Annotated in this window: 20 protein-coding genes; 14 read left to right on the forward strand and 6 right to left on the reverse strand. The window is 62.8% G+C overall.

Going from position 1 to position 19,204, the window contains the following annotated elements; all coding sequences use genetic code 11:
• Positions 1–25: 25 nt before the first annotated feature.
• On the reverse strand, positions 26–730 hold the full coding sequence (locus tag BMX61_RS16540) for an SDR family oxidoreductase (RefSeq protein WP_075629322.1): 705 nt from the start codon (positions 728–730) through the stop codon (positions 26–28).
• 96 nt (positions 731–826) lie between these two features.
• Positions 827–2,161: an omega-aminotransferase AptA gene (locus tag BMX61_RS16545; RefSeq protein WP_075629321.1), complete on the reverse strand. Its 1,335-nt coding sequence runs from the start codon at positions 2,159–2,161 to the stop codon at positions 827–829.
• 146 nt (positions 2,162–2,307) lie between these two features.
• Here BMX61_RS16545 and BMX61_RS16550 point away from each other — a divergent pair, with 146 nt between their 5' ends.
• Complete coding sequence (locus tag BMX61_RS16550; protein ID WP_075629320.1) at positions 2,308–2,856, forward strand: cupin domain-containing protein; 549 nt, start codon at positions 2,308–2,310, stop codon at positions 2,854–2,856.
• 155 nt (positions 2,857–3,011) lie between these two features.
• Positions 3,012–3,302 carry a type II toxin-antitoxin system RelE/ParE family toxin gene (locus BMX61_RS16555; protein ID WP_075629319.1) on the forward strand — a complete coding sequence of 97 codons (291 nt, stop codon included), beginning with the start codon at positions 3,012–3,014 and terminating at the stop codon, positions 3,300–3,302.
• Between the two features lie 32 nt (positions 3,303–3,334).
• On the opposite strand, the gene BMX61_RS16560 is transcribed toward BMX61_RS16555, so the two are convergent.
• Entirely contained in the window at positions 3,335–4,123 is a 789-nt protein-coding gene (locus BMX61_RS16560) for a pyrroline-5-carboxylate reductase (protein WP_075629318.1), read from the reverse strand.
• Positions 4,124–4,338: 215 nt separating this feature from the next.
• Between BMX61_RS16560 and BMX61_RS16565 the strand changes: the two genes are divergently transcribed.
• Positions 4,339–5,307, forward strand: coding sequence for a sugar-binding transcriptional regulator (locus BMX61_RS16565; RefSeq protein WP_075629317.1), 969 nt, complete (start codon positions 4,339–4,341; stop codon positions 5,305–5,307).
• Positions 5,308–5,316: 9 nt separating this feature from the next.
• Here BMX61_RS16565 and BMX61_RS16570 read toward each other — a convergent pair whose 3' ends face one another.
• On the reverse strand, positions 5,317–6,198 hold the full coding sequence (locus BMX61_RS16570; RefSeq protein ID WP_075629316.1) for a LysR family transcriptional regulator: 882 nt from the start codon (positions 6,196–6,198) through the stop codon (positions 5,317–5,319).
• 120 nt (positions 6,199–6,318) lie between these two features.
• Between BMX61_RS16570 and BMX61_RS16575 the strand changes: the two genes are divergently transcribed.
• Both BMX61_RS16575 and rirA read left to right on the forward strand, forming a co-directional pair.
• The gene (locus BMX61_RS16575; protein ID WP_075629315.1) at positions 6,319–7,815 is read left to right on the forward strand and encodes a CoA-acylating methylmalonate-semialdehyde dehydrogenase; all 1,497 of its coding nucleotides are present in this window, start codon (positions 6,319–6,321) and stop codon (positions 7,813–7,815) included.
• Between the two features lie 306 nt (positions 7,816–8,121).
• A complete protein-coding gene (gene rirA / locus BMX61_RS16580) occupies positions 8,122–8,577 on the forward strand; it encodes an iron-responsive transcriptional regulator RirA (protein ID WP_075629314.1) in 456 nt (151 codons plus the stop codon).
• A gap of 91 nt (positions 8,578–8,668) precedes the next feature.
• Here rirA and BMX61_RS16585 read toward each other — a convergent pair whose 3' ends face one another.
• Together BMX61_RS16585 and BMX61_RS16590 are read right to left on the reverse strand one after the other, a co-directional pair.
• A complete protein-coding gene (locus BMX61_RS16585; RefSeq protein WP_075629571.1) occupies positions 8,669–9,055 on the reverse strand; it encodes a response regulator in 387 nt (128 codons plus the stop codon).
• Between the two features lie 177 nt (positions 9,056–9,232).
• Positions 9,233–9,937 carry a helix-turn-helix transcriptional regulator gene (locus BMX61_RS16590; RefSeq protein ID WP_139198950.1) on the reverse strand — a complete coding sequence of 235 codons (705 nt, stop codon included), beginning with the start codon at positions 9,935–9,937 and terminating at the stop codon, positions 9,233–9,235.
• 467 nt (positions 9,938–10,404) lie between these two features.
• On the opposite strand from BMX61_RS16590, the gene BMX61_RS16595 reads away from it, so the two are divergent.
• The 9 genes from BMX61_RS16595 to BMX61_RS16635 all read left to right on the forward strand — a co-directional run bounded on the left by BMX61_RS16595 (position 10,405) and on the right by BMX61_RS16635 (position 19,189).
• Positions 10,405–12,000 (forward strand): ABC transporter substrate-binding protein, encoded by a 1,596-nt coding sequence (locus BMX61_RS16595; protein ID WP_075629312.1) that lies wholly within the window; start codon positions 10,405–10,407, stop codon positions 11,998–12,000.
• 103 nt (positions 12,001–12,103) lie between these two features.
• On the forward strand, positions 12,104–13,108 hold the full coding sequence (locus BMX61_RS16600) for an ABC transporter permease subunit (protein ID WP_075629570.1): 1,005 nt from the start codon (positions 12,104–12,106) through the stop codon (positions 13,106–13,108).
• An 11-nt stretch (positions 13,109–13,119) separates the two neighbouring features.
• Positions 13,120–14,013, forward strand: a complete 894-nt coding sequence (locus tag BMX61_RS16605) for an ABC transporter permease subunit (RefSeq protein WP_075629311.1) — start codon at positions 13,120–13,122, stop codon at positions 14,011–14,013.
• A gap of 16 nt (positions 14,014–14,029) precedes the next feature.
• On the forward strand, positions 14,030–15,043 hold the full coding sequence (locus tag BMX61_RS16610) for an ABC transporter ATP-binding protein (RefSeq protein WP_075629310.1): 1,014 nt from the start codon (positions 14,030–14,032) through the stop codon (positions 15,041–15,043).
• Positions 15,043–16,065, forward strand: coding sequence for a peptide ABC transporter ATP-binding protein (locus BMX61_RS16615; RefSeq protein ID WP_407703783.1), 1,023 nt, complete (start codon positions 15,043–15,045; stop codon positions 16,063–16,065). The genes BMX61_RS16610 and BMX61_RS16615 overlap by 1 nt, the downstream gene beginning before the upstream one ends.
• A gap of 170 nt (positions 16,066–16,235) precedes the next feature.
• Positions 16,236–16,535 (forward strand): PepSY domain-containing protein, encoded by a 300-nt coding sequence (locus tag BMX61_RS16620; RefSeq protein ID WP_075629309.1) that lies wholly within the window; start codon positions 16,236–16,238, stop codon positions 16,533–16,535.
• On the forward strand, positions 16,532–17,104 hold the full coding sequence (locus BMX61_RS16625) for a cytochrome b/b6 domain-containing protein (protein ID WP_075629308.1): 573 nt from the start codon (positions 16,532–16,534) through the stop codon (positions 17,102–17,104). The genes BMX61_RS16620 and BMX61_RS16625 overlap by 4 nt, the downstream gene beginning before the upstream one ends.
• 28 nt (positions 17,105–17,132) lie before the next feature.
• The gene (locus tag BMX61_RS16630; RefSeq protein WP_075629307.1) at positions 17,133–17,807 is read left to right on the forward strand and encodes a response regulator transcription factor; all 675 of its coding nucleotides are present in this window, start codon (positions 17,133–17,135) and stop codon (positions 17,805–17,807) included.
• Positions 17,804–19,189, forward strand: coding sequence for a sensor histidine kinase (locus BMX61_RS16635; RefSeq protein WP_075629306.1), 1,386 nt, complete (start codon positions 17,804–17,806; stop codon positions 19,187–19,189). The genes BMX61_RS16630 and BMX61_RS16635 overlap by 4 nt, the downstream gene beginning before the upstream one ends.
• Positions 19,190–19,204 lie beyond the last annotated feature (15 nt).

A 19,204-nucleotide genomic window follows, 5' to 3' on the forward strand; every position in this document is an offset into this window, starting at 1 on the left:
GGTCCTTCAGCCTGCGCGCGTCCTCTCAGACCGAGCGCATCAGCCCCCCATCGACCCGGATGTTCTGCCCGGTAATGTAGCCCGCGCCATCGGACGCCAGAAAGGCAATGGTCGCGGCGATTTCCTCGCTGGTGCCGTAGCGTCCCATCGGCACGCTCTCGCGCCGTTCCTCCGTTGCCGGCAGGCTGTCGATCCAGCCGGGCAGGACATTGTTGATGCGGATATTGTCCTTGGCATAGGTGTCGGCGAAGAGCTTGGTGAAGGAGGCGAGGCCGGCGCGGAAGACCGCGCTGGTCGGAAACATGGGCGAGGGCTCGAAGGTCCAGGCCGTCGAAATGTTGATGATCGCACCGCCTTTTTGCTCCTGCATGATCGGCGCGACGAGCCGCACGGGCCTGACGACATTGAGGAAGTAGGTGTCCATCCCCTTGTGCCAGTCCTCGTCGCTGATTTCGAGCAGCGACGCACGCGGGCCGTGGCCGGCGCTGTTGACCAGCACGTCGATCCGACCCCAAGCCGCCATCGTCTCATCCACCAGGCGCTTGAGATCGTCCTGCGACTGGTTGGAGCCGGTGACGCCCAGCCCGCCCAGTTCGCCTGCCAGCGCTTCGCCCTTGCCGGAGGACGACAGGATGGCGACGCGGTAGCCGTCCGCCGCCAGCTTTCTGGCCGCCGCCGCGCCCATGCCGCTTCCGCCGGCCACGATCACCGCTACTTTCTCGATCGTCATCCTCATGCTCCTTCATCAGCCGATTCGTGCAGGCAGAATAAAGCCGGCGGCGCGTTCGGCGCCACCGGCTCTCATGCTTGCGCCAAAGGATATCGATCAGGCCGCGCGCTTCAGCGCATCGGCGATGGTCGAGACGATGGTCGCGATCTGCTCCTTCTCGATGGTGAGCGGCGGCGACAGGGCAATGATGTCACCGGTGACGCGCACCAGGAGGCCCTTGTGGAAGCAATCGACGAAGACATCATAGGCGCGCGTTCCCGGCGCACCGGCACGTGGCGCAAGCTCGATCGCGCCGACCAGGCCGAGATTGCGGATATCGACGACATGCGGATGCCCCTTGAGACCATGCAAGGCCTCTTCCCAATCGGCGGCAAGCTCGCCGGCACGGCTCAGCAGGCTTTCCTCCTCATAGATCTCCATTGTCGCCAGACCGGCGGCGCAGGCGACTGGATGGCCGGAGTAGGTGTAGCCGTGGAACAGTTCGATCTGATGTTCCGGGCCGTGCATCAGCCCGTCATGCACCTTGCGGCTGGCAAAGACCGCGCCCATCGGGATCGTGCCGTTGGTAATGCCCTTGGCCGTGGTCATCATATCCGGGATCACGCCGAAATAATCGGCCGCAAACGGCGTGCCGAGGCGGCCGAAGCCGGTAATGACCTCGTCGAAGATCAGGAGAATGCCGTGGGCATCGGCAATCGCGCGCAGCCGTTCCAGATAGCCCTTCGGCGGAAGGATGACGCCGGCCGACCCGGACATGGGCTCGACGATGACAGCCGCGATCGTCTCGGCGCCATGCAGCGCCACCAGCCGCTCCAGATCCTCGGCCAGCTCCAGCCCATGGGCCGGCATGCCGCGCGAATAGGCGTTGCGGTCGATATCCAGCGTGTGGCGCATATGATCGGCCGGGATCTGCGGGAAGACGCGGCGGTTGTTGACCAGGCCGCCGACCGAAATGCCGCCGAAGCCGACGCCGTGATAGCCCTTTTCGCGGCCGATGATCCGCGTGCGCGTGCCCTGGCCGATGGCGCGCTGATAGGCGATGGCGATCTTCAGCGCGGTATCGACCGATTCCGAACCGGAGCCGGTGAAGAACAGCCGGTCGAGCCTGGCCTGGCCTTCACCCGGTGCATGGGCGGCAAGCTTGGCGGCGAATTCAAAAGCAATGGGATGCCCCATCTGGAAGGTCGGGGCGAAATCCATGGTGGCGAGCTGACGCTCCACGGCGGCGGCGATCTTGCGTCGGCCATGGCCGGCATTCACGCACCAGAGCCCCGCGGTGCCGTCGAGGATCCGGTTACCATCGATATCGGTGTAATACATGCCATCGGCCGCGGCGAGCAGGCGCGGCGCCGCCTTGAACTGCCGGTTCGCGGTGAACGGCATCCAGAAATTTTCGAGCGGCGGCATGTTCGGGCGCGGCGTATGGTCCATTGATCTTCTCCTTGATCCTTCACCCTTGAGGTTCCACGCTTTTGCGGCGTGAACAAGACCTTTTCTGTCACTCGGCAAGTTCTTGATTTCGCATGCCGCCAATGGCAGGTGTTGCGCTATTTGCAACAAGCGAAAAGGGGCGTTCGATGTCCGTCGACATTGGCAGCCGGCTGCGCCATCTGCGCCTGCGTCACAACCTCTCCCAGCGTGCGCTTGCCAAACGCGCCGGCGTGACCAATTCGACGATCTCGCTGATCGAGTCCAATGCCTCGAACCCCTCGGTGGGCGCGTTGAAGCGTATCCTGGACGGCATCCCCATAGGTCTCGCGGAATTCTTCGCCTTCGAGCCGGAGCGGCCGAAGAAGGCTTTCTTCGCGGCGGAGGAGCTGACAGAGATCGGCAAGGGCCCGATCTCGTTTCGCCAAGTGGGGGACAATCTCTTCGGCCGCAGCCTGCAGATCCTGAAGGAGTGCTACCAGCCGGGCGCCGACACCGGCAAAGTGCTCCTGGTGCATGAGGGGGAGGAGGGCGGCGTGGTGCTCTCCGGCCGGCTGGAGGTCACGGTGGATGACGAGCGGCGCATTCTCGGGCCGGGGGACGCCTATTATTTCGAAAGCCGCAGGCCGCATCGCTTCCGCTGCGTCGGGCCGGTGCCCTGCGAGGTGATCAGCGCCTGTACGCCGCCGACGTTTTGACGACGTCTCGGGCTATGCAAGGCTGGCCCTTTTAGCAAAAAGTGATAATATCTGGGTGTGGAAAGAGGGCCAGCCATGCCATCCAGTTACAATATTGGAGACTATGTCTTCCGCCGAGTTTCTCAAACAGCTAAAGGCTGAACGGCGCTCAGGTCGTGCCGCGCTATAAGCTGTCTCCACAAGCCAGGCGGCAGATTCAAGACATTTGGCATTCAATCGCCGCTGTCAACGAGCCCGCCGCTGACAAGCTGCTGAGTAAGTTGTTGACCAAGTTCGAGCTCGCCAGCCTGCATCCAGCCATGGGTTCTGCTCGCCCCGAGATCAGCGCCACGGCGCGCATCATCGTGGAAGGGCATTGTCTCGCTATGTACGAGCCCGGCGATGATGGGATTGATGTCGTGGTGGTCGTCCATGGCATGCGTCATCCGAGTTCCTGGCTCGAATAGCGCAAGGCCATCAGTCAGACGTTTTCGACATGTCATGCTTGGTCTTGCGGGATAACGCCCGTCTCAATACGTGTCAGCACCCGATCCATGGCTGCCGTCAGGGCAGCGGTCCCGCCTTTCTGTTCGAAATCGCGAAACACCTGTTCATTCAGGCCTCCGCGTGTTGAGAATTCCGCGCGCAGCTCATCAAGCGGCAGGTCTGATTGCGATGCGGTCTGGGCGAGGCTGGCAAAGAGCGGCGCCAGATAGGCGCGGGCTTTCTCCTGCGCCATGCCCTTCTCTGTCAGCCAGCCGGTCAGGTGCTCCATCATGCCGAAATAGGTGCCCATCAGCGCACTGGCTGCCGCCAGCAGGTCGTAATCCTCCCGGCTTTCGCAAGCTATCGCACGGCCGAGGCGATCGAAGAGGGAGCTCACAGCCTCATCGGGTGGGTAAAGCGCGGTAACGCCCTTGCGCTCGGCCACGAAGGGCAGGGGAATGGCCTGGGTCAGTTCGACCTCGGCGCCGATCCATTCGAGGAGAGTTTGGCGGTCGGTGGCAGCAATCAGGCTCACCACCTTTTGCCGCTGCCGGAAATGAAGCGGGCGGAGCACCGCTTCGGCGATCTGGGGACGGATGGCCAGGAAGACGATGTCCTTGCCCGCCTCGATAACGGCTTGATTGTCGGCTGCGACGGCAACAGAGGCGAAACGGGCTGCAAGAGCCGCCGCGCGATCCGCATTGCGCGGCGACAGCGTCACCGTGATGCTTTCATCCTCGCCGCACAGGCCGGTGACGATGGCTTCCGTGATCGCACCGGTTCCCACAAAGCCGAGCTTCATCCGCCTGTCCTTTCCGCAACGATTTTCCCATGTGCTGTTTTTCCATGGCATAGCCCGTCTGTCGAGCGCCTGCTTGAGATCGGCAAGCCATCAAAATTGTGATGGCTGGACAGGCTGTTAAGCCATGCCAAACGGATCGCGCGCTTGCCCGTGCGGTCGGCCATGCTGTATCGCTGGATGGCAGGATGACGAGATCGGCCGGAGGCAAACGACAGATGACCAAGCTGACCCGCACCAGCCCGGCCCTGATCGACACTCGATCGCTGCGCGTGCGCGCCGCCTGGCTCTATTATAATAGGGGCCTTACGCAGAAAGACATTGCCGACAATCTCGGCATCAGCCGTTCCACCATCATCCGCATGCTGGACGAAGCGCGCAAGCGCGGCGAGGTGCAAGTCTGGATCAACCAGACGCCGGGCGAATGCACCGATCTCGAATTGCAGCTGGAAGAGCGCTTCGGCCTGGATGAGGCCATCGTGGTGCCGGGGGAGGGCACGGCCGAGGAAACCGCGCAGGAGGTGGGCGCAGCGCTCGGCATGTTCCTGTCCGAGGTCGTCACCGATCATTGCGTGCTCGGGGTCGGCTGGGGGCGCACGCTCAATGCCTCGCTCGCCACCTTCCGGCCGTCGCTGCGCCAGGATGTCAAGGTCGTGTCCCTGCTCGGCGGACTTCTGGAAGCCACGGCGATCAACCCCATCGATTATTCCTGGCGGGTGGCAAGCGCCGTGGGCGCCGATTGCCTACTGTTCCTGGCGCCGCTGGTGGTCGACAGTGCCGACACCAAGCGCCGGCTGATCGAGCGTTGCGGCCTGGATGCGCTGTTTCAGCGTGCCGAAACGCTGGATATCGCCGTGGTCAGCTGTGGCGAGGTCGGCAAGGCCGGCAGTTCTCTGTCGGCCGGCTTCCTGCCGCACGATCTGCAGGATTCGCTGGTTGCCGCCGGCGCGGTGGCCGATACGCTCTGCCAGTTCCTGGATGCCGAGGGCCGCACCGTCGCCCATCCGATCCATGACCGGGTAATGTCGGTCGATCTCGATACGGTCGCGACCGCGCGCCATATCGTTCTTGCATCCGGCGGCGTCAAACGCGTGCCGGCCATTCTGGCAACCCTGAAGCGGATGCGCTGCCACACGCTGGTGACCGACGAGGCCGCCGCCCGGCTGCTGCTGGCCGATCCGGCATAGACTCCGCGATCACAGAAAGCGCTGATGCTCGGCCCGCACGATTTCCTGCAGGAAGTCCGCGACCACCCGCACCCGTGTGAGATCACGCGCGCTTTCATGGAACGTCGTCCAATAGCTGCGCCGGATCGAGACATCGGGAAGAATGCGCAGCAGCGCCGGATCCGTGCGGGCGATATAGTCGTGCAGAATGCCGATCCCCGCGCCCGAGCGGACAGCTTCCGTCTGACCTGTCGCGCTGGAGATCTCGAAGCGGGCGTCCCAGCGGCGCAGGATTTCAGCGGAGAAATTCAGCGAAGCGGTAAAGACCAGATCCTCGACATAGCCGATGCGCCGATGGGTTTTCAGCGCCTCGATGGTCTCCGGCCAGCCTTCCGCCTCCAGATAGCTGCGCGCGGCGTAAAGGCCGAGCGTGTAGTCGGTGAGCTTGGCCGAGACCAGCCGCCCCTGATCCGGCCGCTCCAGCGTGATGGCGATATCTGCCTCGCGGCTGGAGAGCGAGAAGGAGCGCGGCACCGGCACGAGCTCGATCTTCAATTGCGGATGACGCTCGATCAGCCGTCCAAGACGCGGCGCCAGGAAGGAGACGCCGAAGCCATCCGGCGCCCCGATGCGCACCGTTCCCGCGGCGGTCGTATCGGTGCGGGTCAGCCGGGCCTGAGCGGCGAGCATTTCCGATTCCATCCGTTCGGCGGCCGGCAGAAACAGCTCACCCTCCGCCGTCATCTCGCAGCCATGGGTGCGCCGCACGAAGAGCCTGGCCGACAGCGCACTCTCCAAGGCCGTCAGCCGCCGGGACAACGTCGCATGGTTGAGGCCGAGCCTCTTCGAGGCCGCCAGGATCTGACCCGTCCGGGCAACGGCCAAGAAAATTCGCACATCGTCCCAGTTCATTCCGGCACGGTCCTATAATTTCTGCACAACGGATGCTTAAACGCGTCCATTGCCACGCGCAAATGAAAGTGCGAGCCTGCTCATCACGATAAGCAGGCGAAAAACCAGGGAGGAACGCCAATGGCCGAAATCGGTCACTTCATCGATGGCAAGCATGTTGCCGGCACCAGCGGACGCACGAGCAATGTCTATAATCCTGCTACCGGCGAGATCCAGGCGACGGTCTCGCTGGCGAGCGATGCGGAGCTTGCCGCAGCCGTTGCCTCTGCCAAGGCAGCACAGCCGAAATGGGCCGCCACCAATCCGCAGCGCCGCGCTCGTGTCTTCATCAAGTTTGTCAATCTCCTCAACGAGCATATGGACGAGCTCGCCACGCTGCTCTCCAAGGAGCACGGCAAGACGATCGAGGATGCCAAGGGCGATATCGTGCGCGGGCTTGAAGTCTGCGAATTCGTCATCGGCATTCCGCATCTGGCCAAGAGCGAATTCACGGAAGGCGCCGGCCCGAATATCGACATGTATTCGATCCGCCAGCCTGTCGGCATCGGCGCAGGGATCACGCCCTTCAACTTCCCGGCGATGATCCCGATGTGGATGTTTGCCCCTGCGATCGCCTGCGGCAATGCCTTCATCCTCAAGCCGTCCGAGCGCGACCCCTCCGTGCCGATCCGTCTGGCGGAGCTCCTGATCGAGGCGGGCCTGCCGGCTGGCGTGCTCAATGTGGTCAACGGCGACAAGTCCGCCGTCGACGCCATCCTGACCCACCCCGACATCTCGGCCGTGTCCTTCGTCGGGTCCACGCCGATCGCGCGCTATGTCTATGGCACGGCGGCGATGAACGGCAAGCGCGCCCAGTGCTTCGGTGGCGCCAAGAACCATATGATCATCATGCCCGATGCCGATCTCGACCAGGCGGCCAATGCATTGATGGGCGCGGGCTATGGCTCGGCCGGCGAGCGCTGCATGGCGATCTCGGTGGCGGTGCCGGTGGGTGAAGACACGGCCAACCGGCTGATCGAGAAGCTGGTGCCGATGGTCGAGAGCCTGCGCATCGGTCCCTACACCGATGAGAAGGCGGATATGGGCCCGCTCGTCACGAAGGAGGCCCAGGCCCGCGTAACCAGCCTGATCGACCGGGGCGTCGAAGAGGGCGCCAAGCTCGTCGTCGATGGCCGTGGCTTCAAGCTTCAGGGCTATGAAGACGGGTTCTTCGTCGGCGGCTGCCTGTTCGATCACGTCACGCCCGACATGGACATCTACAAAACCGAGATCTTCGGTCCGGTCCTCTCCGTCGTGCGCGCCAAGAACTACGAGGAAGCGCTCGATCTGCCGATGAAGCATGAATATGGCAATGGCGTCGCCATCTACACCCGCGACGGTGATGCGGCCCGTGATTTCGCCTCGCGCATCAACATCGGCATGGTGGGCGTCAACGTGCCGATCCCGGTTCCGCTGGCATACCACTCCTTCGGCGGCTGGAAGTCGTCCTCCTTTGGCGACTTGAACCAGCACGGCACGGATTCGATCAAGTTCTGGACGCGGACCAAGACGGTTACCTCGCGCTGGCCGTCCGGCATCAAGGCGGGTGCCGAATTCGTCATGCCGACGATGCGCTGAGCGGCCTCATCACGATATGAACACGGCGGCGGCTTCCTCCGGGAGGCCGCCGTTCTTGCTTTTCTGGATGAAAATCCTCTTCATTTTCAAGATGGCGTCGCAACGAACCTGATTTCGCCTTTTTTGAATTGTTCCAAACTGCAAGGCAGCCTATATCTAGGCTCTGTCGTACGGGGACGCGTCGCAATTTGGCGGCAAGCTCTGCGCGATCGAATGCAGACCGATGCATGACAGCGGTTCCAACGGGATCAGCGCATGTTCGGGGTCCAAAATGTTTTACGGCATCCGCCATGACTGGAGCATCGCATGCGCCTGACCAAGCAGACCAATTATGCGATCCGCATGCTGATGTATTGCGCCGCCAATGACGGACGTTTGAGCCGTATTCCCGAGATCGCCAAGGCTTATGGTGTGTCCGAGCTGTTTCTTTTCAAGATCCTGCAGCCGCTGAACAAAGCGGGCCTAGTCGAAACGGTGCGCGGCCGCAATGGCGGCGTGCGCCTGCCGCGCCCGGCCGATCAGATCACCCTGTTCGATGTGGTCAAGGTGACCGAAGATAGCTTCGCCATGGCCGAATGTTTTGAAGCCGGCGAGATCGAATGTCCGCTGGTCGATAGCTGCGGGTTGAATTCGGCGCTGCGGCGAGCGCTCAATGCCTTTTTCGCCGTGCTCGCCGAATATACGATCGATGATCTCGTCAAGGCGCGCCCGCAGATCAACTTCCTGCTTGGCCTGGAACCGCGACCGCAGACAGCGGCCTGATTGGTTTTCGAGACGGACGTCTCAGCATCTCAGCATAAAAAAGCCGCCCTTCGGAAGATCGGGCGGCTTTTATGTTGGAGGGGAGACGCCGTCAGCGCGCGCCATATTCCCGCAGGATGAACTCGACGGCAGTCGGGTCGAGCTCCGCCTTGTCGATGCGAAAATCCGCGCCATAGTCTTCAAAGGCCTGGAAATAGGGGTCAGCCAGCGAAGAGGAGATGACACCGACGGGGCCGATATAGCCCTTCTGGCGCAGCGCCGGCACGGTCTCGCGAAAATCGGCCTGAGGTTGCAGCCGGTTGTCCATCAGGATCATCGAAACCGGCGCGCCCGACTGCACATAATCGAGCGCCTCCTCGATCGTCTGGCAATAGGCGAGCTCGATCGCCACGCTTTGCACCTTGCGCAGCACGTTGCCGATGATCAGCTTTTCGGCAGGATCGTCATCGACGAGAAGAATATGGGCCGTTTCGGTCATGGTCAGTGCATTTCTCTGGTCGTCGGCGCTGGGAGGAAAGCGCGCGAGCGCCGGCACTCTTCGCCAGCGGTTGTGATGGGGCTCGATGCGCGTCCACCTCCAGATGGCCGCGCATCGGGTCTTCGTCATGTTGGCCGAGCCGGCGCGCCACCATCGGGCGGCGCGGCATGCGCGGCCCTATTGAATGATCTGCTCGCGAATGGCCTTCGCCACCATCTGCGTGCGGTTGACCACATCGAGCTTCTTTAGGATCGTCGCCGTGTGCGAGTTGATCGTATGCTCGGAGACAGACACGATCAGGGCGATTTCGCTGGCTGTCTTGCCATGGGAGATCCAGCGCAGGATCTCCCTCTCTCGGGGGGTAAGCCCCATGCCTGCCTTGCTGATCAAAGCCCTGCGGTAGAAATGGTCGAAGGCGCTGATGGTCTCGAAGGTGAGTTCATGCAGGGCGGCGGTCGTCAGATCCTCCGCATCGCCCAGATAGACGACTGCATAGCGCGCGCCGTTGACGCCATGCACGGGAACGCAGGCCAGCAGGTCGAAGCCGAGCTGCGTGAGCAGGTTGCCTTGGTTCGGCGTCTGGTCCGCAGCCCGCCAGAGCGAAGGGATCGTGGTCTGGTGCAGGGCCTTGAACACGGCCGAGTCGGTAAAGCGATGGCGCTTGTCATATTCCTCGGCAAGGCCGGAGGGGAGATCGTGCAGCACCAGCTTGCCCGCCAGATTGCCGGGGTCCTTCTCATTGCCGAGCTGGAGAATGCCGAAATGCTCGAAGGCGAAGTGTAGGGCCAGCGTGTGGAAAATGCGGAAAAAGTCGACCCGGTTCAGCGCCTTCTCAAGCTCTGAATCGCCCGACGTTCGTTCCTTGATCAATAAAGAAGACAATATCCGGCAATCCTCTCCCTGAATCCCGCGACGCAGTTCACCGCTTTTTTGCCGTAGGCCGCGATCCAACCGCAGACGTCGAAGCCTCTCCTCGGCTCAATGCTCCTCGTGAACCGCCCCACCTCCCGCGAGCCGCATCAAAACCCTTCCACAGGCTTCCACAAGCATATTCTGTTATGCGCAAAAAGAAAAAGGCGCTTCCAAGACCACGGATTATTTCATCAAGTGGCACAAGGCCCTATAGTCCACCCTTGCGATTGACTTTTTTGATAAAGTTGCGTCGTCGCTTACCGACGACCCAGGATACCAGTGAAGTTCATGTCCTGATTTTTGTCCAGATGGAAAAATCTGCGACTGCGCTTCTTGCATCGCTGAAGTAAATAGAGTTCCATCCGCCCGCATGCGGGAGGGTGGATTTCTGTCCATGATCCGTTGCTAGAAAAAAAACAACTGTGGGAAGCTCGTTTATGAAAAAATTCTCCACGCTCGTCGCCGCTGCCACGCTGGCGACCCTGATGTCAGGCACGGCCTGGTCGAAGACGCTGGTCTATTGCTCGGAAGCCTCTCCTGAAGGTTTCGATCCCGGTCTCTACACCGGCGGTCAGACGTTTGATGCCTCCTCCCGCACGGTCTACAACCGTCTGGTCGAGTTCAAGCATGGCGGTACGGAGATTGAGCCGGGCCTGGCCGAAAGCTGGCAGGTTTCGGCCGATGGCACGGTATATACGTTCAAGCTGCGCAAGGGCGTGAAATTCCAGACGACGGATTTCTTCACGCCGACGCGCGAACTCAATGCCGACGACGTGATCTTCTCCTTCGAGCGCCAGTACAAGGCCGACAACGCCTGGAACAAGTATGTCGCCGGTGCTTCCTGGGAATATCTGACGGGCATGGGCTTCCCCGAACTGATCAAGTCGATCGACAAGGTCGACGATCTCACGGTCAAGTTCGTGCTGAACAAGCCCGAAGCGCCGTTCCTGGCCAATCTCGGCATGGACTTCGCCTCGATCATGTCGAAGGAATATGCCGACAAGCTGCAGGCTGACGGCAAGATGGAGCTTTTGAACCAGCAGCCGCTGGGCACCGGCCCCTTCGCCTTCGTCGCGTATCAGCCGGATGCGGCAATCCGCTACAAGGCCAATCCCGATTACTGGCACGGCAAGGAAAAGATCGACGATCTGGTCTTCGCCATCACCACCGATGCTGCCGTGCGTGCGCAGAAGCTCAAGGCCGGCGAATGCCATGTCATGCCCTATCCGAATGCGGCCGACGTGGACGAGCTGAAGAAGGACCCGAACCTGACCGTTATCGAGCAGGAAGGTCTGAACGTCGCCTATCTCGCCTACAACACCACCCAGGCGCCCTTCGACAAGCCCGAGGTGCGCAAGGCGCTGAACATGGCCGTCAACAAGCAGGCCATCGTCGATGCCGTCTTCCAGGGTGCGGCCAAGGTGGCCAAGAACCCGATCCCGCCGATCATGTGGGGCTATAACAACGCGGTCGAGGACGACAAGTACGATCCCGAAGCTGCCAAGAAGATGCTGACGGATGCCGGCGTCTCCGGTCTGAAGATGAAGATCTGGGCCATGCCCGTCTCGCGCCCCTACATGCTCAATGCGCGCCGCGCGGCCGAGCTGATGCAGTCCGACCTGGCCAAGATCGGCGTCGAGGTCGAGATCGTCTCCTACGAATGGGCGGAATATCTGAAGCTGTCGAAGGAAAAGACCCGCGACGGCGCCGTCATCCTCGGCTGGACCGGCGACAATGGCGATCCGGACAACTTCCTGGACACGCTGCTCGGCTGCAACGCCGTCGGTGGCAACAACCGTTCGCAGTGGTGCAGCAAGGAGTTCGACGATCTGGTCAAGAAGGCCAAGGTGACCTCCGATATCGCCGAACGCACCAAGCTCTACGAACAGGCGCAGGTCGTCTTCAAGCGCGAAGCACCCTGGAACACGATCGACCATTCCGTCGGGTTTATTCCGGTGAGCAAGAAGGTCACCGGCTTCAAGATGGATCCGCTCGGCATTCATCGCTTCGACGGCGTCGACATCGAAGAATAGTCCATCCATCCCGTCCGTCGGCTACCGGAAAACGGTGCCGCGGCGTCTCTTCGGCGGCCCGATCGCGATCGGGCCGCCGTTTTGTCATCCGAAGGAAAGCGAAATGCTGCGCTTCATATTCGGACGCCTGCTCGTCCTGATTCCCACCTTCATCGGCGTCTCCATCATCGCCTTCGCCTTCATTCGTCTGCTTCCCGGCGATCCGGTCATGCTGATGTCGGGCGAGCGCGTGATGGCGCCGGAGCGCCATGCCCAGATCATGGCGGAGCTCGGTCTCGACCGTCCGATGTACATTCAATATTTCGACTATCTCGTCGGCCTCTTGCAGGGCGATTTCGGCAAGTCGATCATCTCCAAGCGCTCGGTGCTGACGGACTTCCTGACGCTGTTCCCGGCGACGGTGGAGCTGTCCTTCTGCGCCATCGTGTTGGCGGTGGCGCTCGGCATTCCCGCCGGCATGCTGGCCGCCGTCAAGCGCGGCACCTGGCTCGACCAGACGATCATGGGCACCGCGCTGGTCGGCTATTCCATGCCGATCTTCTGGTGGGGCCTGCTCTTGATCATCTTCTTCTCCGGCTATCTCGGATGGACGCCGGTGTCGGGCCGTATCTCGCTGATGTATTTCTTCAAGCCGGTCACCGGCTTCATGCTGATCGACAGCCTGATTTCCGGTCAGGCTGGGGCTTTCAAATCCGCCGTCACCTATCTGATCCTGCCGACCATCGTGCTCGCCACCATTCCGTTGGCGGTGATCGCCCGGCAGACGCGCTCGGCCATGCTGGAAGTGCTGGGTGAGGATTACGTGCGTACCGCGCGCTCCAAGGGCCTGTCGCCGTTCCGCGTGGTCGGGCTGCATGCGCTGCGCAATGCGATGATTCCCGTCATCACCACCATCGGCCTGCAGATCGGCGTGCTGCTTGCCGGCGCCATCCTGACGGAGAGCATTTTCTCCTGGCCCGGCATCGGCAAGTGGATGGTCGATTCCGTCTTCAAGCGCGATTATGCCGTGGTTCAAGGCGGGCTTCTGCTGATCGCTGCCGTGATCATGATCGTCAATCTCGTGGTCGACGTGCTTTACGGGCTCGTCAATCCGCGCATCCGGCGCTGAGGAGGACCACCATGGCCGCGACCGAAACCAAGACCGCCGCACCGCCTTCGGGCCTCGCGGAATTCTGGTTCTATTTTTCACGCAACCGGGGCGCCGTCCTCGGCCTCGGGATCTTCCTCGTCATTCTCTGTCTGGCGATCGCGGCTCCCCTGGTGGCGCCGCATTCGCCGAGCGAGCAGAACCGTGCGGCGCTTCTGCTGCCGCCGGTCTTTGCAAAGGGCGGGCAGTTGACCTATCTCATGGGCACCGATCCGGTCGGGCGCGATATTCTCTCGCGGCTGATCTATGGCGCCCGCTTCTCGCTGTTCATCGGGCTCGTGGTCGTCAGCCTCTCCGTTATCTCGGGTGTGCTGGTCGGTCTCGTCGCGGGCTATTTTCGCGGCCGGGTCGATACGGTGATCATGCGGCTGATGGATATCGTGCTCGCCTTCCCCTCGCTGCTTCTGGCACTTGTGCTGGTGGCCGTTCTCGGGCCGGGACTCGTCAATGCGATGATCGCGATCTCGCTCGTCAACCTGCCGCATTTCGTGCGGCTGACGCGCGCTTCCGTCATGACCGAGCGCACCAAGGATTATGTCATCGGCAGTCAGGTGGCCGGCGCCGGCACGCTTCGGCTGATGTTCATGACGATTCTGCCAAACTGTCTGGCACCGCTGATCGTTCAGGCGACGCTCGCCTTTTCGGCGGCGATTCTCGATGCGGCAGCACTCGGCTTCCTCGGCATGGGCGCCCAGCCGCCGACGCCGGAATGGGGCACGATGCTGGCGGAGGCGCGCGAATTCATTCAGCGCGCCTGGTGGGTGGTGACCTTTCCCGGTCTGGCCATCCTCATCACCGTGCTCGCCATCAATCTGATGGGCGACGGCCTGCGCGACGCGCTCGACCCGAAGCTCAAGCGGTCCTGACCGCGGGAGACAAATCATGCCTCTTCTCGAAATCCAGAACCTGACCGTGGAATTTCCCACGATCTCCGGCCTTTTCCGCGCCGTCGACGGCGTCTCGCTGACCTGCGATACCGGCGAAATCCTGTCCATCGTCGGCGAGTCGGGCTCGGGCAAATCCGTGTCCATGCTGGCGCTGATGGGCCTGCTGCCAGGCAATGCCCGCATCACCGCCGACCGCATGCAGTTCGACGGCAAGGATCTCCTGACGCTTTCGGCCCGCCAGCGTCGCTCCGTCATCGGCAAGGACATGGCGATGATCTTTCAGGAGCCGATGTCGAGCCTCAATCCCTGCTTTACGGTCGGCTATCAGCTTGGCGAGACGCTCCGGCTGCATATGGGGCTGGGCCGTGCTGCGCGCCGGGCTCGCTCGATCGAGCTTCTGCAACTGGTTGGTATTCCAGCACCGGAGGACCGGCTGGGCAATTATCCCCACCAGATGTCGGGCGGGATGAGCCAGCGCGTGATGATCGCCATGGCGCTTGCCTGCAATCCGAAACTGCTGATCGCCGACGAGCCGACCACCGCGCTGGATGTGACCATCCAGGCGCAGATCCTCGAACTTCTCGTGCGCCTGCAGCGCGAGAACGGCATGGCGCTGGTGCTCATCACCCATGATATGGGCGTGGTCGCCGAAACCGCCGAGCGCGTGCAGGTGCAATATGCGGGGCAGAAGGTCGAGGAGCAGCCGGTGACGGGTCTCTTCACCGATCCGCACCATCCCTACACCGCCGCTCTCCTGGCGTCCCTGCCGGAACGTGCGGTGGTTGGCCAGCGGCTGCCGTCCATTCCCGGCGTCGTTCCCGGACAGCATGACCGGCCGGATGGATGCCTGTTTTCGCCGCGTTGCGCCTTTGCCACCGATCTCTGTCGGCGCGAGGTGCACGCCCAGGGGCCGGACTTCGGCCAAGCGCTCTGCAATTACCCCCTGAGGCTCGGCATCCCGACGGGACACCCGACCATGTCCGTGGCGCTTGCCGGGGAGGATGCGTGATGACCCAGCCTATGATGGACAAGCCGGAGCCATCTTCCCTGCTCGGCGCGCCTGTGCTCGAGGGCCGCGATCTCACGCGTTATTACGCGATCTCGCGGGGTGCGTTCAAACCGAGCGCGACCGTCAAGGCCCTGAACGGCGTCAGCTTCTCGCTGCATTCCGGCCGGACGCTGGCGGTGGTCGGCGAATCTGGTTGCGGCAAGTCGACGCTTGCCCGGTTGGTCACCATGATCGAGGACCCGACATCCGGAGATCTGCTGATCGATGGCCAGCCGGCGCATGTGGGCGATCGCTCGCTGCGCAGCCTGGTGCAGATCGTCTTCCAGAACCCGTATGGCTCGCTCAATCCGCGCCAGAAGGTCGGCACGATCCTGGACGAGCCGCTGCGCATCAACACCAAGGACGACGCTGCCACGCGCCGGGCCAAGGTCGAGGAGATGATGCGCAAGGTCGGCTTGAGGCCCGAGCATTACGATCGGTATCCGCATATGTTTTCCGGCGGCCAGCGCCAGCGCATCGCCATTGCCCGGGCGCTGATGCTGCGGCCGAAGGTGCTGGTGCTGGACGAGCCGGTCTCCGCGCTCGACCTGTCGATCCAGGCGCAGGTGCTCAACCTTCTGATGGACCTGCAGAAGGAGATGGGGCTCGCCTATCTCTTCATCTCGCATGGCCTGTCGGTCGTGCGTCATATCGCCGACGACATCATGGTCATGTATCTGGGGCGGCCGGTGGAAACGGGGACGTCCGAGGCCGTCTTCGCCAATCCACAGCATCCCTATACCGCCGCGCTCCTGTCGGCGACACCGATCGCCAATCCGCAAGGGCGGCGCCAGCGCATCGCCCTGCAGGGCGAACTGCCGTCGCCTTTGAAGCCCCCGTCCGGCTGTCCCTTCAATCCGCGCTGCTGGCGGGCAACGGATGAATGCCGCCAGATCATGCCGGCGCTTTCAGGCGATGTCGCGCAGCAATTCGCCTGCTATCACCCGCTCGGTGACAAGCCGCCATCGCCGCCGTCTGAATGAAGCATCGCATCGGAGCGCCTGTCCTCGGCGCCCCGATGTCTCTCCATCGTCCGTTCCTTCGAAGTGCGATCTCTCTTGTCGGTGGCCTGTGCATGCCGACAGGCTTTTGACGGGCGCCATCGTTGATGGTCTCGCCATGCGCCAAAGAGCGCAATCGAAGGAGATCCGACATGTTCAAGACTGCCCTTACCGGCGCGTTCGCGCTCGCCGCGCTCTCGTCCGTTGCCCTGTCTTCGGCCGCCTATGCCGATGACGACAACGCCGCCTGTACCAAGGAGCCGAAGGCGAAGTGGATGACGACCGAGGCGATCTCCGCCAAGGCCGTTGCCGCCGGTTATAGGGACGTGAAGAAGGTCAAGGTCGAAGGCACCTGCTACGAGGTCTATGCCAAGACAGCCAAGAATGAGCGCACCGAAGTGGTCATGAACCCGATGACCGGCGATGTGGTGAAGGTCGAGACGGCTGAATGACCGCGACGCCATCCACGCAGGATGTCGGCAAACCGGACGGCGATCTGCCGTCTGGCGCAAAGGTCCGGGTCTGGGACCCGGTCGTGCGCCTGTTTCATTGGGGCGTCGTTGCCGGCTGCGCGCTCAATCTCTTCATGCTGAGGCCGGGCAAGCTGCCGCATCGCTATGTCGGCTACGCCATCGCCGGCCTTTTGGCCCTGCGCATCCTCTGGGGCTTCATCGGCACGCGCCATGCTCGCTTTGCCGATTTCGTGCGGGGTCCGAGAACGGTTGCCGTCTATCTCGGCGATGTCGCCAAGCGCCGGGAGGCGCGCTATCGCGGCCACAATCCCGCCGCCAGCGTGGTCATGCTGCTGTTGATGACGCTTCTCGCCGGCACGGCGCTCACGGGCTGGATGCAGACGCTCGATGCGTTCTGGGGCGAGGATTGGGTGTCGGCGGTGCATGAGACGCTTGCCAACGCAATCATGGTCATTGCAGGATTTCATATCGCTGCGGCGATCATCGAAAGCCTGCGTCACCGCGAGAACCTGATCTGGTCGATGATAACAGGTCGCAAGCGCGCCTGATGGGGCGTGAGGCAAACAGGGAGGAAGCATGCGGCTTTTGCTGGTGGAGGATAGCGCCCGTCTCGTCGAGCTCCTGAGCGAGACCGTGCGAGAGGCAGGCTGGCGGCTGGATGCCGTCAGCACCATCGCCGACGCGACCCTTTCACTTGGCATGCGCGAGCATGATCTCGTGCTGCTCGACCTCGGGCTACCCGATGGCAACGGACTCGATCTCCTGCGCCGCATCCGCCAGGACCACAAGGACCTGCCGGTCATCCTCATCACCGCCCGTGGTTCGGTGGAGGAGCGGATCGAGGGACTGGATGCCGGGGCCGACGACTATCTTGTCAAGCCCTTCCATCACCGCGAATTCCTGGCCCGCTGTCGGGCCATGCTGCGCCGCAGCCCCGTCGCGCTGCAGCCCATTCTCGAAGCCGGTGCCTTGCGTTTCAACCCCGCGACGGCGGAGCTGACCTGCGACGGTCAGATCGTGCCGCTGCCGCCGCGCGAGCGCGCTTTGATGGAGCTTTTGATGCGGGATGCGGGGCGGGTGGTTCAGAAGCGCCGGCTGGAGCAGGCGCTGTCCGGCTTTGGCGAGGAGATGACGCCCAATGCGCTCGAACTTGCCGTCTCGCGCCTGCGCAAGAAGCTGACGCCGCTGCACACCCGCGCCAATCTGGTCACCGTGCGTGGCGTCGGCTACATGCTGCAGGCACTGGTATGAGTGACGCCAGCCCGGTGCCTGCCCGTCGGCCACGCAGCCGCTCGCTAATCGGCATCGTCTCTTCGCGCATCGTCGTCTTCACCGTTCTGGCGATGCTGCTCGAACTCGGCATCGTTCTCCTGCAATATTGGACCGATGACGATGAACTCGGTGCTTTCCTCATCAATGACGAGACGGAGATCTTGGCGACAGGCCTGAGCGCGCCCGGCGGCCGGCTGCGTTTCGACATGACGCCCAAACTTGCCGAGCGCTATGTGTTCGATCCCAGCGAGGATCAGAATGATGGTGCCATCTATGTCCGGGTGCGCACCGCATCCGGCCAGGTGCTGTTTTCCAACTGCGCCCAGGCCTGCGAGCGTCATTTTCTGCCGGTGGAGATCAGTCCCCCAGATTTCTGGCAGCGCAGCATCGCGCCTGGAAAGCCCTTGAGCGTCTCCGGCGGGCGCACCTTTCGCGTCGGCGAGGAAGATGTCTTCGTCGAGCTGGCCGTGCTGGGCGATCCCCACGGTTTCGTGCGTGGCGTGCTTGCCCATGAGCTGCGCGACCATCTGATCATCCCCATGCCGCTGATGTTCGGCCTGGTTGCCTTTGGCACCATCCTTTCGGTCTGGGCGGCCTTGAAGCCCGTGACGGCGGCGGGGCGCGCAGCCGATCAGATCGACCCGCGCACCCATTTCGGCGCGCTTTCGACCGACGGCATGCCACAGGAGGTCGCCACATTTGCCCATGCGGTCAACCGGCTGCTGGCCCGCGTGCAGGATCTGATCCAGGCGCAGAAGGTCTTCTCCACCTCGATCGCGCACGAGATTCGCACGCCTGTGAGCATCATCCGCATGGAACTGGAGCGGATCGACGATCCTCGCGCGCGCAAGGCCGAGCAGGACCTGGAAGCTTTGACCCACATGCTGGAGCAACTGACGGCGCTCGCCAAGCTCGATATCGTCGATCCCCAGTCCTTGCGCACCGTCGATCTCGGCGCGCTGGCGGAAGAGAGCGTGGCGCGGCTTGCGCCCTTCGTCTTCTCCCAGAACCATTCGCTAGAGCTGGTCGGGGAGGGGAACCCGCACGTGCGGGCCCTGCCGCCCCTCATCGACAACATGCTGCGCAATCTCGTGGAAAACGCCGTCAAGCACACGCCTGCCGGCACGCACATCACGGTGCGTGTTCTCCAAGAGGGAGCCATCGAGGTCGCCGACGATGGCCCCGGCTTCAATCCGGAGCCGGCCACGGAACTGGAGCGCGGGCGCATCAAGAGCTCGGACCAGCTCGGGATCGGACTGAAGATCGTGGAGCGCATCGCCGCGCTGCACCAGGGGCACCTGTCGATCGAGAGCGCGCTGGGCAAGGGGACGCGCATCCGCCTGAGCCTCAATCCCGCATGATCGCGCCGCTCTCGG

Origin of the sequence: Xaviernesmea oryzae (assembly GCF_900109605.1) — a bacterium.
GTDB lineage: Bacteria > Pseudomonadota > Alphaproteobacteria > Rhizobiales > Rhizobiaceae > Xaviernesmea > Xaviernesmea oryzae.